This window comes from Microbacterium sp. Y-01 (genome assembly GCF_003856715.1).
Lineage (GTDB): Bacteria > Actinomycetota > Actinomycetes > Actinomycetales > Microbacteriaceae > Microbacterium > Microbacterium algeriense.
In genome coordinates, this window is record NZ_CP024170.1 from 3361070 (window position 1) to 3376355 (window position 15286).

The 15286-nt window shown below is 71.3% G+C and carries 12 protein-coding genes; 5 read left to right on the top strand and 7 right to left on the bottom strand.

Annotation, left to right across the window (positions count from 1 at the left end; translation table 11 throughout):
• Nucleotides 1–40: 40 nt before the first annotated feature.
• On the bottom strand, nt 41–1144 hold the full coding sequence (locus CSX12_RS16175) for a substrate-binding domain-containing protein (protein ID WP_124896452.1): 1104 nt from the start codon (nt 1142–1144) through the stop codon (nt 41–43).
• A complete protein-coding gene (locus CSX12_RS16180) occupies nt 1141–2997 on the bottom strand; it encodes a heparinase II/III family protein (protein WP_124896453.1) in 1857 nt (618 codons plus the stop codon). Before CSX12_RS16180 ends, CSX12_RS16175 begins: the two co-directional genes overlap by 4 nt.
• A 141-nt stretch (nt 2998–3138) precedes the next feature.
• Between CSX12_RS16180 and CSX12_RS16185 the strand changes: the two genes are divergently transcribed.
• Nucleotides 3139–4152 (top strand): hydroxyacid dehydrogenase, encoded by a 1014-nt coding sequence (locus CSX12_RS16185; protein WP_124896454.1) that lies wholly within the window; start codon nt 3139–3141, stop codon nt 4150–4152.
• Between the two features lie 9 nt (nt 4153–4161).
• Here the strand turns inward: CSX12_RS16185 and CSX12_RS16190 are convergent, their stop codons facing one another.
• Both CSX12_RS16190 and CSX12_RS16195 read right to left on the bottom strand, forming a co-directional pair.
• Nucleotides 4162–4650 (bottom strand): Lrp/AsnC family transcriptional regulator, encoded by a 489-nt coding sequence (locus tag CSX12_RS16190; RefSeq protein WP_017204200.1) that lies wholly within the window; start codon nt 4648–4650, stop codon nt 4162–4164.
• A gap of 88 nt (nt 4651–4738) precedes the next feature.
• Complete coding sequence (locus CSX12_RS16195) at nt 4739–6196, bottom strand: aldehyde dehydrogenase family protein (protein WP_017204199.1); 1458 nt, start codon at nt 6194–6196, stop codon at nt 4739–4741.
• A 188-nt stretch (nt 6197–6384) separates the two neighbouring features.
• On the opposite strand from CSX12_RS16195, the gene CSX12_RS16200 reads away from it, so the two are divergent.
• Nucleotides 6385–7833 carry an FAD-dependent oxidoreductase gene (locus CSX12_RS16200; protein ID WP_124896455.1) on the top strand — a complete coding sequence of 483 codons (1449 nt, stop codon included), beginning with the start codon at nt 6385–6387 and terminating at the stop codon, nt 7831–7833.
• Between the two features lie 71 nt (nt 7834–7904).
• Here CSX12_RS16200 and CSX12_RS16205 read toward each other — a convergent pair whose 3' ends face one another.
• On the bottom strand, nt 7905–9140 hold the full coding sequence (locus CSX12_RS16205) for an MFS transporter (RefSeq protein WP_124896456.1): 1236 nt from the start codon (nt 9138–9140) through the stop codon (nt 7905–7907).
• Between the two features lie 164 nt (nt 9141–9304).
• Nucleotides 9305–10267 (bottom strand): LacI family DNA-binding transcriptional regulator, encoded by a 963-nt coding sequence (locus CSX12_RS16210; protein ID WP_164479635.1) that lies wholly within the window; start codon nt 10265–10267, stop codon nt 9305–9307.
• Nucleotides 10268–10431: 164 nt separating this feature from the next.
• On the opposite strand from CSX12_RS16210, the gene galT reads away from it, so the two are divergent.
• From galT to galE, 3 genes are read left to right on the top strand one after another with little or no spacing between them, the layout of a single operon-like run.
• A complete protein-coding gene (gene galT / locus CSX12_RS16215; protein WP_017204195.1) occupies nt 10432–11634 on the top strand; it encodes a galactose-1-phosphate uridylyltransferase in 1203 nt (400 codons plus the stop codon).
• The gene (gene galK, locus CSX12_RS16220) at nt 11631–12842 is read left to right on the top strand and encodes a galactokinase (protein ID WP_124896458.1); all 1212 of its coding nucleotides are present in this window, start codon (nt 11631–11633) and stop codon (nt 12840–12842) included. Before galT ends, galK begins: the two co-directional genes overlap by 4 nt.
• 52 nt (nt 12843–12894) lie before the next feature.
• A complete protein-coding gene (gene galE, locus CSX12_RS16225; RefSeq protein WP_124896459.1) occupies nt 12895–13875 on the top strand; it encodes a UDP-glucose 4-epimerase GalE in 981 nt (326 codons plus the stop codon).
• 3 nt (nt 13876–13878) lie between these two features.
• Here the strand turns inward: galE and CSX12_RS16230 are convergent, their stop codons facing one another.
• Nucleotides 13879–15267, bottom strand: a complete 1389-nt coding sequence (locus CSX12_RS16230) for a PAS domain-containing protein (protein ID WP_124896460.1) — start codon at nt 15265–15267, stop codon at nt 13879–13881.
• Nucleotides 15268–15286: the final 19 nt, after the last annotated feature.

The following is a 15286-nucleotide window of genomic DNA, read 5'->3' on the forward strand; positions in this document are numbered from 1 at the left end:
CGAGATCATGCCACGAGACTTCGATGGATCGCAACCGCCGCTACTCGGCGTAGGGGGCGGTCGAGGCGCGCACGTGCAGCGACGGCACGACCTGCACCCGCTCGACGGGTCGCCGTCGGCCCTCGTCGAGCCGAGCGAGCAGCACCTCGACGGCGCGGCGACCGACATGCTGCTTGGGAGGGCGCAACGCCGTGATCGGCGGCGTCCCGCTCTCGGCGACCTCGTCGTCATAGGCGACGATCGACAGCTCGTCCGGCAGCGACCACCCGCTGTCCACCGCATGCTGCTGCACGAGCAGGGCCTGCGGATCCGCGTGGATGAGCATGGCCGTGGTGTCTGTCCCCCGCACCTCCGCCAGCAGCGCGGTCACGGCCGCGTCCCGCTCCTCCGCGTCGAGTCGATCGAGGGACACGTCGCGGTCGACCGTCGCGGTCAGGCCCAGCCTGTCGACGGCGCGGTCCCAGCCACGCCGGAGCCGCCCGGAGGTGGGCGACGGCGCGGAGGTGAGGATGCCGACCCTGCGGTGGCCGAGCTCGAACAGGTGGCGCGCCGCGAGGGCCCCGCCGAACGCATGATCGGTGGTCACGCTCTCGAGACCGGACAGCGCGAGCGTCGACGGCGCGCGCCGCTCGACCAGCACGACCGGGAGCGGGAGCGCGTCCAGCCACTGCAGCAGCGCATGACCGTCGGGGCCGAGACTCTCCGGGGCGACGATCAGTCCGTGGACGGTGCCCGCGTCGACGAGAGACGCGATCTGCCGCCGCTGGTCATCGGCCGCGTAACTGGCGCCGCGCAGGATGAGCTGCGCGCCGAGCTCCGTCGCTGCGGCCCGTGCGCCGATCACGACCTGGGGCCAGTAGTAGCTCAGCGACGGCACTACCATCCCGATCCGGAACCTCGATGCCGCCGGCCCGCCCCGCACGACAGCGGTGTCGAGGGCGCTGCGCAGCGTCGCGCCACCGTGCACCCTCGTGAGCAGCCCGCGGTCGGCCAGCGCGCCGATGTCGCGGCGGATCGTGAGTTCCGCGACGCCGAGCTCGCGTGCCAGATCGGCGACGCGCACGGCGCCGATCCGCCGCAGCTCGTCCATGATGCGCTCGCGTCGGGAGATGCCGAACCGCGGCGCCTGCTCCTCGTCGGTCATCCGGCCATTCCTCTCAGCTCCCACGACGTGGTCCCCGGCATGGGGGCGAACAGCAGCCGCGAGACCTCCGGTCCCCACGACCGCTCCAGGTAGGGATCGGCCACGGACCGGGTCTCGACCTCGACCTCCGCCGGATCGTACGACAGCAGCAGGTCCGCCGATCCCTCGCGCCCGGGGATGCGGACGCCATCCGGCCGGAGCTCCGGCACTCCGGCGCACACCACGACGATGCGGGTGTCGGGATGCCCGACCGCCGCTCCCTCGTCGCGGACGCTGACCTCGCCGTCCCCGAGCCGCACGGTGCGCAGCCACGAGATCTCCGCCTCGTCCGGCCAGGGGTATGCCGCACTGAGGTCGATCTCCCACCCGTCGTCGAGCGCACGGACGGGCGCCTGCCACTCGCGCCCGGCACGCTGCTCCCGGCCGTACGGCAGAGGCGCGCTGTGCCAGCCACTGGTGACGTACCAGAGCTCATAGCGCGCCGCCGAGAAGGTCTGGGCCGTGTACGTCGCTCGGCCGAAGTCCGCGAGGAGGGGCAGGCCGTCGACGGCGACCGAGATCGAACCGAGGTCGTTGTGGTTGTGGTTCTCGGCGTTGTGCCCGCCCTTCACCGTCACGGCGAGGCCGGCGGTGTCGCCGGGAGTCCGGCGGCGGAGGCCGAAGCCGATCGAGGCCAGCTCCACGGGCGACGGCAGCGGTGCGGGACCGCGCGGAGCCGTCCACCAGGACTCATCGAGGACCTCGGCGGAGAGGCGGCCCAACCCCGAGGCCGTATCGGCCGCCGCGCCCCGCAGGACTCCGTCCTCCCGATAGCGGGCAGCGAATCCCGCGGTCTCGTCCTGTCCGCACAGTCGCGCGGCTCGATACAGTGCGTGCCAGGGCAGCCCGGTGGCGTTCCTGGCCTCGGTGTCCGAGAAGCTCGCCGACCACTCCGCCCCGAGCTGGACCCGCTCCGGGAACCGGACCAGCTCGGCGAGTCCTCGAAGCGGGCCGTCGGCCACCGCGGCGGCGACCTCGCCCCCCATAAGCCCGTCGAGCAGCGACAGCGCGTCGAGAGCGCGTGCCGCACCCTGCCACCAGTAGGCGAAGCCCTCGTCGATCGCCCCGTCGGCGGGGAGCTGCGCGAGGTAGCGATCGAGGCCGTCGACGCACAGGTCCAGCACCTCCGCCCGCGCCGCTCTCGCACGGAACGCCACGGCGGCCGGTATCAGGTTGCCGTGGATCCACGGAGCCCAGTTGTGCACGTGGCCCTCCGTGCCCTCCCACGCCCAGTCCCGACGGCGGACGAAGGGCCGGAGGACGCGCGCGTTCGTCTCTCGCCGGAGGCGCGCGACGAGTCCGGGGGACGCCTTCTCGAGGGCGTCGCCCAGCAGGAGCACCGCCCAACCGGCGAGCGCCGCCTCCTCCCCGGCTCCCAGGTCCACGAAGGGCCGCGTCGTGTCGGGAGCCCGCAGCCCCCGAGTGAAGGCATCGTCGTGGGCGGGCCAGCACCACGTCGACTGCTCGCAGAGCAGCGCGAGCCCGTCCGCCGCCTCGGCGACGCGATCGGGCGTCGGATCGATGGCCGCGGCGAGGACCGCCAGACGCAGTCGCCGGTCCCGCGCGAAGACGACCGCCTCGTAGCCGATGCGGTCGCCCGCGCGGGCGTACGCCGCCCACTGCGACAGCAGAGGGTGCGGCCACGCCGTCCCCGCCGACTCCTCCGCTGCCGCGAGCACGAAGGCGCGCGCTCCGGGGTCGATCGCGTCCCACACGTCCCGGTCGCCGGAGGGCGGCACGAGCAGCGGCTCGTCCGTGCGACGGCTCCGCGTCCAGAGTTCGCGCAGCGCACCCCGGGGAATCAGCGCGTCCATCGGAAGATCCGTGTTCGATTCTGTTCGACTTCGATCGATCCGATCCGAATCTGTTGCTCTCGCATGGTCGCACAGTCTTCACTGAAACCACGACGTCCCGCAACCCGCCGTTCCCCACCCTGACGACCGACCGGAGATCCCATGCCGACGCGCCCTCGCGCCCTCGTCCTGATGGGCTCGGACACGTTCTCCGCCCTGTTCGACGAGGAGCGGCTCGATCGGCTCGCCTCGCTGGCGCACCTCGGCGACCTCACCGCCCTCGCCGACCTCGACGACACCGCCCACGATCCCGAGCTGGCCGAGGTCGAGGTGCTGATCACCTCCTGGGGCGCCCCCGCCCTCGACGCGCGCCTGCTCGCCCGGCTGCCGCGACTGCGCGCGGTGTTCCATGCGGCCGGAAGCATCCGGGCGCATGTGACCGAGGCGTTCTGGGAGCGCGGCATCCTGATCACCTCCGCGGCCGACGTCAATGCGGTGCCCGTCGCCGAGTTCACGCTCGCGGCCATCCTCCTCGCGGGGAAGCGGGCTCTCGTGCACGTGCGGACTCCGGGAGCCCCGCGCCTGCCCGACGAGGGCCTCGGCCGACACGCGAAGCTCGGCAACCACGGCCGCACGATCGGCGTCGTCGGCTTCTCGCGGACGGGACGCCGCGTCGTGGATCTGCTGCGTCCGTTCGACGGCCTCGACGTCGTCGTCGCCGATCCGTTCGCCGATCGCCGTGCGGTCGAAGCCGCCGGCGCCCGACTGGCTCCGCTGGCCGAGGTGCTCCCCGTGTCGGACGTGCTCACGCTGCACGCCCCCGCGCTGCCGTCGACGCGGCACTTGATCGGCCCCGCACAGCTGGCCGCCCTCCCGGATGGGGCGACCCTCATCAACACGGCGCGAGGGGCACTGGTCGACCACGACGCACTGCTGCGGGAATGCCGCTCCGGTCGACTCGACGCGATCCTCGACGTGACCGATCCGGAGCCGCTGCCCGCCGACTCCGAGCTCTTCCGGCTGCCGAACGTCGCCGTGACGCCGCACCTGGCCGGCTCCCTCGGCACCGAGACCCGGCGCCTGGTCGACGCCGCGCTCGATGAACTCGAGGCCTACAGCGCCGGGCGACCGGCCGCGCATCCTGTCGATAGGGCGGAACTGGCCCGGAGCGCCTAGGCGCCCTGCTCAGCGGCTGTCGCCGACGCCCCAGCCGTAGGCGAGCTTGTGCGCCTTCAGCACGAAGAACGACTCGGTCTGGACCACGCCGGGGATCTTCTGCAGGGTGCCGAACATCAACTCGGTGTAGTGGTCGATGTCGCGGCACACGACCTCGACCATGACGTCGAAGGAGCCGCTGGTGAGGACGACGTAGCTCGTCTCCGGCAGCGCGGAGAGCGCCTCGCAGACGTCCGGCCCGGTGCCGGCGGCGCAGCGGATCCCGATCAGCGCCAGGCGATCGAAGCCGATGTTGAGCGGGTTGGCGATGCCGACGATCTGGAACAGTCCGCTGTCCTGCAGCCGCTGCACGCGGTAGCGCACCGAGGAGGCGGACACCCCGAGATCCTGCGCGAGCACGCTGAAGGGTGTGCGTCCGTCGATCTGCAGCGCGGCGATCAGCTTCCGGTCGAGGTCATCGAGGTCGAGCGGCGTGGCGGCCTGTTCGCGATCCGGCATCAAGATCCTCCTCGGCTCGGGGTGACGCCCCTCATCCTATAGACGGGCGGCGGCCGTCCCGTCGTTCGACCGCCGCCCCGACACCGCGTCAGTCTCCGATGTGGATCACCGACGTGCGCAGATCGGTCATGTCGTGCAGCGTGTACATGCCGCCGATGCGCCCCCAGCCGGTGCCCTTTCCGCCGGCGCCTCCGAACGGCATGTTGATGTCCCACCAGCCGTTGGACTCGTTGAGCAGCACCTGGCCGGTCTCCAGCTCCTCGAGGAAGCGGAAGCCGCGGGCGATGTCGCGCGTGAACACGGCCGACTGGAGGCCGAGCGAGTCCGCGTTCGCGATCCGGAGCGCGTCGTCGTCGTCCTGGGCGGTGATGATCGGGAGCACGGGCCCGAAGGACTCCTCACGCGACAGCAGCGACTGCTCGGTCACGCCGTCGACGATCGTGAAGTCGTAGTACAGGTCGGTCGCGAAGCCGGAGGCACGACCCCCGCCCAGCAGGACGTCGAATCCGAGGGCGCGCGCCTCGTCCAGGTGCCGATCCATCTTGTCGGCGACGCCGGCGTTGTTGAGCGGGCCGAGGTTGGTGGCCGGGTCGAACGGATCGCCGAGCTTGACGGTCTTCGCGTAGGAGAGGGCCGCTTCGAGGAAGGCGTCGTGCGCCTTGCGATGCACGATCACGCGCTCGGTCGCGCAGCACACCTGTCCCGCACAGTAGAAGGCGGAGTCGACGGCCGCCTTCGCCGCGCGCTCCATGTTGGCGTCGTCGAGCACGACCACGGGACCGTTGCCGGAGCACTCCATGACGGATCGCTTGAGACCGGCGGTCGCCTGGATCTTCGCGCCGGTCGCCGACGACCCGATGAAGCCGATCGCGTGGATGCCCGGGTGCGACACCAGCCGCGAGCCGAAGGCTCCCTCGCCGGGCAGGATGTTGACCAGTCCGTCGGGAAGACCGGCCTCGGCCAGGTACTCCATCGCCTTCAGCACCGTCAGCGAGGTGTGGATCGGCGGCTTGACGACGAGGGCGTTCCCGGTCGCGAGTCCGGGAGCGGCGAATTCCGTGAACATCAGCAGCGGGAAGTTCCACGGCGTGATGATGGCCCAGGTGCCGACGGCCTGCCGCCAGGTGTGCATCCGCTTGAGCGGGTCGGAGGACGGGAGCGTCTCGCCGTACAGCCGGAGGGCGTCCTCGGCGTGCAGGTGGAACAACTGCGCCGCCTCGTTGACATCGGCGCGCGACTCGGCCAGGGGCTTGCCCTGCTCCAGGGTCTGCAGCAGCGCGAGCTCCTCGACGTGCGCGGAGATCGTGTCGCCGATGCGGTGGCAGATCTGCGCCCGCTCCCACACGTTCACCCGGCGCCATTCGCGCTGCGCCCGGTTGGCTGCGGCGACCGCACGGTCGAGGTCCGCGTCGGTGGCGACGGGAAGGGCGGCGATCCGCTCGCCCGTCGCCGGGCTGATCACCTCGAACCGGTCGCCTCCTGTGCCGTCGGTGTAGGCCCCGTCGATGAAGAGCTGAGGTGTGGGCGCGGGGAGCTGCAGGGACATGGCGCGATTCTCCTGTCGTCGGTGACCTTCGTGAATGATGGTCAGCCTAGCCACGGGTTGCGGAATTGACAATAGATATCGCGCACTCGTGATTGATCCAATAATCTGAGACGAGCAGAGTTGCTGATTCAACAGATGTTGGGCACGAATGTGTTCGATGTGACAATCGGAAGAGGAGTGCATCCGCCGTGCAGACACCCACGAGCTTCGAACGAGCCGAGCAGCGAGCCGATCGCCGGAAGGCGGCCGCGGCGGTCGCCGGCGCTCGCCGCACCCCCTTCTGGCTGGACGACCTCGACCGTCGCCCCACGCTGCCACCCCTCGAGGAGGACACCGCGACGGACCTCGTCGTCGTGGGCGGCGGCTATGCCGGTCTGTGGACCGCACTGCGCGCCAAGGAACGGTACCCCGACCGCGATGTCGTCCTCGTCGAGGCGAACCGCGTCGCCTGGGCGGCGTCCGGGCGCAACGGCGGATTCTGCGAGCCGAGCCTGACCCACGGTCGAGCGAACGCGGCCATCCACGTCGCCGGCGAGGAGAAGCTGGCGGCCGAGCTCGGCGAGCAGAATCTCGCCGAGCTCCTCGCCACCGTGGACAGGTACGGCATCGAGTGCGACATCCAGCCCCACGGCGTCATCAAGCTCGCCACCGAGCCGCACCAGGAGGAGACGATCCGACGCCTGGCTGCCGCCGATCCGTCCATCGTCGTGCTGACGGACGAGGAGCTGCAGGCGCAGGTGCGCACAGCCGCGGCGCGCGTGGGGGGATGGGCCACCGCCGAGGGCGTGACGCTCAATCCCGCGAAGCTCGCCATGGGTCTGCTCGACGCCTGCATCCGCCTCGGGTGCCGCGTCTACGAGACGACGCCGGCGACCCGGATCAGGAACCTCGGCCGCGGAGCCGGGGTGGAGGTCAGCACCCCGCGCGGACGCATCCGCGCCGCGCACGCCGCCCTCGCGACCAACGGGTTCCGTTCGCTGCTCCGTCGCAATCGGCTGTTCACGGTGCCCGTGTACGACTATGCGCTGGTGACGGAGCCGCTGACCCCCGCCCAGCGCGAGAGCCTGGGCTGGGAGAAGAGACAGGGTGTCACCGATCTGAACAGCCGCTTCCATTACCTGCGCCTGCTGAAGGACGCGGACGGCAACGACCGCCTGCTGCTCGGCGGGTACGACGCGATCTACCACTTCGGCAAGCGGATCGCGCCCGAGTACGACGTCAGCGAACCCACCTTCGAGCGGCTGGCCGTGCACCTGGGCGTCCTGTTCCCTCAGCTCGAGGGCGTGCGATTCAGCCACGCCTGGGGCGGGATGATCGACACGTGCAGCCGCTTCTTCGCCTTCTTCACGCGGGCGTTCCACGGGCAGGCGGTGTCGGCGTCGGGCTTCACGGGGCTCGGGGTGGCGTCGACCCGCTTCGCCGCCGACGCCATGCTCGACCTGCTCAACGACGAGGACACCCCGCGCACCCGATCCCGTCTCGTCCGCCGACGCCCCTTCCCGTTCCCGCCGGAGCCGTTCGCCTGGCCGGCGATCCGCTTCACCGCCGCGCAGATGGCTCGATCGGACCGGCGCGGCGGCAAGCAGGGACTGTGGCTGTGGATCCTCGAGAAGTGCAAGCTCGGCTTCGATTCCTGACGTCTGACCCCTGACAGGAGAGAGGGCCCCGATCGCCGGAGCGGTCGGGGCCCTCTGTCCTGCGGGAGGCGTCAGACGGCGACGGCCTCCTGCGGGACGCGACGGACGTCCTTCGCGAAGAGCGCGCACACGAAGTTCAGCGCGAAGGTGGCGATGACCATCGCGACGAAGCCGACCGTGTAGTCGCCCGTCGCATCCTTGACGACGCCGAGGAGATACGGATACACGAAACCGCCGACGATGAAGCCGATGCCGAGGACGAATCCGTTCACCGCGCCGATCATGCGGGTGGGCACGGATTCTGCCGCCAGCGCGAGCGCGAGGGGCATTCCCGTGTAGACGCCGAGGCCGACCAGCGGCAGGAACAGCGCGACCAGCACGAAGTCGCCGGCGGCGAGGCTCATCGTGAGAGCGGCGAGGAAGACGGTCATCGCCAGCCCTGCCGCCACGATCAGCCCCTTGCGCCGCCCCATCCGGTCGGAGACGAGACCGAACACGATGGAGGTGATCATGCCGATCAGCACGTACAGGGAGGAGAAGAGACCGGCGAGCGCGGGATCCCATCCGGCCCCCTCGATGAGGATCGTCGGCATCCACACCGCGACCACCGCGAAGATGCCCCACTCGCCGATGAAGAAGGCCGCGGCGATGAGCACGTTGCGGCTGAAGAGCCAGCTCACGAGCGAGCGGCCCGAGGCGTCGGCCTCCTCCGCCACGCCCGGCGCGTCGTCGCGCGGCGCATCCTTCAGGAACAGCGCCGCGATGACGAACACGACGGCGAGCAGCCCCCCGCCGATCGCCGATCCGGTGCGCCATCCGACCGCGACGAGCACGAGCGCGAAGACGTAGAGCGCGAAGGCCGTGCCGATGCCGTCCGAGGTGAACATGACACCCAGGGCGATGCCGCTGCGACGCTCCCGCTCGAACCAGTTGACGGCCATCGTGTACGGACCGACGAAGAGCAGGCCGACGCCGATGCCGCTGATCGCGCGGCCGAGCATGAGGAGGGTGTAGTCGGGGGCCCAGGCGAACAGCAGCTGTCCGACGATGGCGGCGGCGATGCCGACGAGGATGATCCGCTTGATGCCCCAGCGGTCGCCGATCACGCCGGCGAACGGGAGCACGAGGCCGCCGACGAGCGCCGTGATGGATCCGAGGAGGCCTGCTTGCGCGGCGCTGAGCGAGAACTCGGCCGAGATGTCGAGAAGGCTGACGCTCCAGCCGATGTAGGGGATGAAGCAGGCGATGAGGACCAGGTAGGACAGTCCGAGCATCACCCACTTCGTCGTGGGATTGGTCGTGTGCATGGTCACGTTCTTTCCATTCGGTGCGGACGAGACTCGGGCAGCCTCGTCGGCGAACTACGAAATTGGCATATCGCGGACCACTTTTTAGTGATCTGAGCGAGAATCTATACCCGAGCCTGCGCGATTGCTAGCCTTCAGGCGATATCAGTTGCTGATTCCGCAGATCACTGACGCGGCGCGGCGCTCGCCCGCTCGATGAGGCGGGTCGGCACGACCGGTCCTGGAGGAGGAGACGCCACGTCGCCTTCGATCTCGGCCACGAGAGTCGCGACCGCCCGCTCCGCCAGGGCCCGGAAGTCCTGCCTGACCGTCGTGAGCGGAGGCCGGAAGTTGGCCGCATCCGGAACGTCGTCGAAGCCGACCACGCTCACGTCCTCCGGAATGCGCCGCCCCGCTTCCGCGAACCATCGCAGCACCCCGAGCGCCATCTGATCGTTGGCGCAGAACACGGCGGAGGCCGCAGCGAGAGCGGGCCCCGCGGCGAAACCGGCATCGGCGCTCCAGTCGCCGCGCACGACCTCGGGGCGCACCACGCCCGCCGCGTCGAGCGCGGCACTCCAGCCCCGCTCGCGCTCGCTCGCCGCGAAGGAGTCGACGGGGCCGGCGAGGTGATGCACGGTCGGGTGGCCGAGCTCGAGCAGGCGAGTGGTCGCGGCCACCGCACCGCCGCGGTGATCGCTGTGCACGGAGACGAAGCTCCCTCCGGCGGGCGCGTCCACCACGACGAGGCGCAGGCCGCCGGGTGGCCGCGCTCCCGGCACCAGGGCCGATGCCTCGTTCAGGACCACGGCGCCGTCGACCTCCTGCTCGGCGAGGCGGTCGAACGCCTCCTCGACGCCCTGAGCGGCGCTGACGACGGTGAGCGCATAGCCGCGTTCGGCCGCGGCCTCCGCGGTCGCCTGGAGCATGCGCGAATTGCCGACCGTCGCCAGCGTGGTGGCCACGAGCCCGATCGTCTGCGAGCGACCGGTGCGCAGCGCCCTGGCCGCGCGGTGCGGACGATAGCCGAGCTCGGCCATCGCGCTCTCGACGCGGGCGCGGGTCTCGGGGTCGACGCGCGGGCTGCCGTTGACCACGCGGGAGACGGTCTGACCCGAAACCCCCGCTCGCGCGGCGACCGTGGCCATGGAGACGCGTGGGGGCAGCTCGCGAGGGCGCGACGTCGGCGACGAGGCGTCGTTTCGCGCGTCGGCCACCACGGACTCCCTTTTCCCGGTCGTGCGGGCCGGGAAAGCCCGGACGCACCTTTCGCGTGTTGACGTTATCACGGCGGGACGCTTACCATGTTGACGTGAACACGGACGATCTTCCCGAGCCGAGCGTCGAGACCCTCGGCGCTGGCGTCGTCAAGCGCGCGACCACGCTCGCCGACGGCCGCGACCTCATCTACTACGACGACCCCGGCACCCTCCTCGGCGTCGAACGCGCGGTCGACGCCCGCGTGCTCGACCCGCGCCCCGACACCGCCACCATGCGCCTGGACGTGCTGACGGGCGACTGGATCACGGTCGCCGCGAACCGGCAGAACCGGGTCATGATGCCCGGCGCCGACGCCGATCCGCTGGCACCGCAGACCCCGGGCAATCCGTCCGAGGTGCCCTCGCGCTACGACGTCGCCGTCTTCGAGAACCGGTCCCCCGCCTTCGGGCCCGCGCTCGCCGAAGCCGTCGGCCCGGCACCGCGGGCGGACGACGCCCCTCAGGGGCTCGACGATCTGGCCACGCTCGACCTCGGTCGCACCCGCACCGCGGTCGGGCGCTGCGAGGTCGTCTGCTTCAGCCCGGAGCACTCCGGCTCGTTCGGCACCCAGTCCGTCACCCGGGCGCGCACCGTCATCGAGGCCTGGGCCGACCGCACGGCGACGCTCTCGCGCCTGCCCGGCATCGAGCAGGTGTTCCCGTTCGAGAACCGCGGCGAGGCGATCGGCGTGACCCTGCCGCATCCGCACGGGCAGATCTACGCCTATCCCTACGTGACCCCGCGCACGACCCGGCTGCAGGAGTCGATCGCGCGCACCTCCCCCGACCTGTTCGCGCGCATCCTGGAATCGGAGCAGGCGTCGGAGCGGGTGGTGCTCCAGGGCGAGCACTGGACGGCCTTCGTGCCGTTCGCCGCCCGATGGCCGCTCGAGGTGCACCTCCTGCCCCACCGCCATGTCGCCGACCTCGCGGAGACGTCGGACGCCGAGCGCGACGAGCTCGCCCCTCTGTATCTGCGCCTGCTGCGCGGAGTGGACGCCCTGTACGAGAGCCCGACCCCGTACATCGCCGCCTGGCATCAGGCCCCCGTGCACGTCGGCCGCGACACGGTGCGCCTGCACCTCCAGCTGACCAGCCCCCGCCGGGCCGCCGACAAGCTCAAGTTCCTCGCCGGATCGGAGGCCGCGATGGGAGCGTGGGCCGCCGAGGTCCCGCCGGAGCTCGGCGCCGCACGACTGCGCGAGGCGATCGCGCGCACCTCGCCGGCCCCGTCCGCCGAGGGAGAGTCCGCATGACCGGCCGAGCTCCGCAGGAAGGCGGCGCACGCGATGCCGCACGCGCCCTCTTCGTCGACCTCACCGGTCGCGAGCCCGATGGCCTCTGGTCGGCACCGGGCCGCGTCAACCTGATCGGCGAGCACACCGACTACAACGACGGCTTCGTGCTGCCGTTCGCCATCCCGCAGCGCACCGTCGCCGCCGTGGGGCGCCGGGAGGACGACCGCATCCGGGTGCGCTCCACCTTCGCCGCCGACGCGGTGGCGGTGGGCATCGGCGAACTGGACGACCTCTTCCCGACCCGGGAGGGACAGGAGCCGGCCGTTCCGGAGTGGGCCGCCTACCCGCTCGGGGTCGCCTGGGCGCTGCGGCAGTCGTCGGACTCCCCCGGCCCTCTCCCCGGCGGGGTCGACATCGCGATCGCGTCCGACGTCCCGGTCGGCGCGGGGCTCTCCTCCTCCGCCGCGATCGAGGGGGCTACCGCCTCCGCTCTCGATGCGCTGTGGGACACGGCCCTCGACGGCGCAGCACTCGCACGCATCGGACGACGTGCCGAGAACGACGCCGTCGGCGCGCCCACCGGGATCATGGACCAGATGGCGTCCATGCTCGGCGAGCCCGACGCCGCGATCTTCCTCGACTGCCGTTCGCTGGAGACCCGCGTCGTGCCACTGCCCGTCGCGGCGTCTGGACTCGCGATCCTCGTGATGGACACGCACGTGAAGCACGCCCACTCCACCGGCGGTTACCGCGAACGCAGAGCCTCGTGCGAGCTCGGCGCCCGGATCATGGGCGTCCCTGCGCTGCGCGACCTGTCCGTCGCCGACCTTCCGCGCGCGCAGGAGCGGATGGATGACGTGACGTTCCGCCGCGTGCGGCACATCGTCACCGAGAACCAGCGCGTGCTCGACACCGTGCGACTGCTCGACGAGCGGGGCGTCCGCGCGATCGGCGACCTGCTGGTGGCATCGCACGCGTCGATGCGCGACGACTTCGAGATCTCGACCCCCGAGCTCGACACGGCCGTCGACGCCGCCCTGGCCGCGGGAGCACTGGGCGCCCGGATGACCGGCGGCGGCTTCGGGGGCGCGGCGATCGCCGTGGTCGAGCAGGAAGCCGTCGGCACGGTGTCGCAGGCCGTGAATGCGGCGTTCGCCGCCGCCGGGTTCGCGACCCCGCTCCTGTTCCCGGTGACCCCCTCCGCCGGCGCGCACCGAGACGCCTGAGAGAATGGTCGTTCCGACCGTGGCGCCGCCGCGGCAGGGGAAGAGGAGAGCAATGTCCTGGATCGTCACCGGCGGCGCCGGCTACATCGGTGCGCACGTCGTGCGGGCCCTCGCCGAGGCCGGCCTTCCCCCGGTCGTGCTCGACGACCTGTCCAGCGGCGTCGCCTCGTTCGTCCCGGAGGGCGTGCCCTTCGTGCAGGGCAGCATCCTCGATCGCGCTCTGGTCGAGAGGACGCTGCGCGAGCACGAGGCCGAGGGCGTGATCCACGTCGCCGGCTTCAAGTACGCCGGGGTCTCGGTGCAGCGCCCCCTGCACACCTACGCGCAGAACGTCGAGGGCACCCGTGTGATCCTCGAGGCCATGGAAGCCGCCGGGGTCGCGAACATCGTGTTCTCGTCATCCGCGGCCGTGTTCGGCACCCCCGACGTCTCTCTCGTGGTCGAGGACACGGCGAAGAAGCCGGCGAGTCCCTACGGCGAGTCCAAGCTCATCGGCGAATGGCTGCTGCGCGACCAGGCGATCGCGACGGCGGACTCGGAGCACCCGCTGCGGCACACCTCGCTGCGGTACTTCAACGTCGTGGGATCGGCCGATCCGACCGTCTACGACGTCAGCCCGCACAACCTCTTCCCGATCGTCTTCGAGGCGCTGCTCGCGGGGAAGACCCCGCGCATCAACGGCGACGACTACGACACGGAGGACGGGACGAACGTGCGCGACTACGTGCATGTCGGCGACATCGCGGCCGCCCACGTCGCCGCGGCCCAGCGCCTCACGGCCGGCCAGCCCATCGAAGCGGCCTACAACCTCGGCTCCGGCGATGGACTCAGCGTGAAGCAGATCATGGATGCCGTGGCGCGCGTCACGGGCATCGACTTCGAGCCGGAGATCGGGCCGCGTCGCCCCGGAGACCCCGACCGCATCGTGGCGACCGGCGAGCTGGCCGCCCGCGACCTCGACTGGCGGATGCGGTACACCGTCGACGAGATGGTGCGCACCGGGTGGGAGGCGCGGCAGGCCGCTCGCGTCTGACGGTCAGCGCTCGTCCGGAGCCGGCCGCGGAACACCCAATCGCGCCGCCGACTCCTCCAGGCGCGTGAGCAGCTCCCCGACCCTCGTGGAATCGTGCTCCTGTCCCGACGCGTGACACCGCCGGGCGAGAGCGGTGAACTCGGCGAACGTCCCTCCCGTGCGATGGATGGCTTCGGAGACGGCCGCCGCGATCGCCGCTCCCGCCCCGGTCGCCGTCACGGCCGGAGCCTCGGACGCCCAGTTCAGCAGCAGGGTCCGGGGGATGCTGATGATGGACGAGGTCCGCTCCAGTGCGCTGATCGCGCTCGCGGTCAGCGCTCGGTGAGCGGCGGTCTGAGCCTGCATCGCCCGCAGGCCCTGGCGCAGCGCCGCCGTCAGGGAGACGACCTCCTCGACGGATCCGCGGCCGTCGGCGCCGCGATCGACGACCTCGGCGAGGAACGTGGCCGTCATCGTCGCCTGCAGGTGCGCGAGCGCGACGGAGAACCGGGTGCGTTCGCTCTCGAGGCGCAGCTGATGGATCGTCTTCGTCAGGTCACGCACCGAGGTCCGGACGATCGGCTGCATCTGCGTCCACACCTGAAGCGCCTCGCGGAAGTGCGGATCGCTCGCCGCGTGGACCGCGAGCAGATCGTCGTCGCCGCCGAGCGTCGCCCCGAGTTCGACCCCGAGCTTCGCACCGACCTGCTGAAGGGACTCGGACAGTTCGGCCAGGAGGGCCTGCTCCCCGAACCAGCTGTCGAGCGCGCCCCGCAGGTGATGCGCCAGCTCCAGGGCGTCTGCGGCCTCGGACCCCGCGGCGGACGGGCGCAACGGCAGCCCGACCGACAGCTGGTCGTGCCGGGCGATCTCCGCCGGGAGCGTCGCCCACTGGAACTCCTCGTAGGACGCGAACCCGGCGTCACGGAGGAGCGCGCCGAGATGCTCGGCTCCCCGGCGGGCGACGTCGCGGCGCGGGAGCCCCTGCGAGCGCAGCTGCTCCTCCTGCTGTCTGGCCGTCGCGTAGACCGCGTTCGCGGTGTTCTCCCATTCCGGACACTGCGGGGAGAGGCGGACCGAGAGGTACCCGCCGCCGTCCATCGGCGTGACGGTGGCGTACACGGAATAGGTGCTGCCGTCCGCGGCGAGGTTGTACGTGTAGCCGGAGAACGGCCGCCCCGCTCGCAGCGTCTCCCACATGAGGAAGAACACCCCCGCGGGCATCTTCGGATGCCGGATGATGTTGTGCGGCGCTCCTCGCAGCTGCGCGGGCGGATGCCGTGCGTACTTCACGAACCCGGTGTTCGCGTGCGTGATGATCCCTCGATCATCGGTCATCGAGAAGAACAGATCGTCCACGGCGACCACCTGCACGTCGCCGGAGACGCGTCCCGCTTCGGTCACTGTCGTCACTCCGCATCGGTGGGGGAAC

Bases quoted from the DNA above. Each gene is read 5' to 3' on its own strand.
- CSX12_RS16175 (WP_124896452.1), bottom strand. From the start codon at position 1,144: ATGACCGACGAGGAGCAGGCGCCGCGGTTCGGCATCTCCCGACGCGAG.
- CSX12_RS16180 (WP_124896453.1), bottom strand. From the start codon at position 2,997: ATGGACGCGCTGATTCCCCGGGGTGCGCTGCGCGAACTCTGGACGCGG.
- CSX12_RS16185 (WP_124896454.1), top strand. From the start codon at position 3,139: ATGCCGACGCGCCCTCGCGCCCTCGTCCTGATGGGCTCGGACACGTTC.
- CSX12_RS16190 (WP_017204200.1), bottom strand. From the start codon at position 4,650: ATGCCGGATCGCGAACAGGCCGCCACGCCGCTCGACCTCGATGACCTC.
- CSX12_RS16195 (WP_017204199.1), bottom strand. From the start codon at position 6,196: ATGTCCCTGCAGCTCCCCGCGCCCACACCTCAGCTCTTCATCGACGGG.
- CSX12_RS16205 (WP_124896456.1), bottom strand. From the start codon at position 9,140: ATGCACACGACCAATCCCACGACGAAGTGGGTGATGCTCGGACTGTCC.
- CSX12_RS16210 (WP_164479635.1), bottom strand. From the start codon at position 10,267: ATGGCCACGGTCGCCGCGCGAGCGGGGGTTTCGGGTCAGACCGTCTCC.
- galK (WP_124896458.1), top strand. From the start codon at position 11,631: ATGACCGGCCGAGCTCCGCAGGAAGGCGGCGCACGCGATGCCGCACGC.
- galE (WP_124896459.1), top strand. From the start codon at position 12,895: ATGTCCTGGATCGTCACCGGCGGCGCCGGCTACATCGGTGCGCACGTC.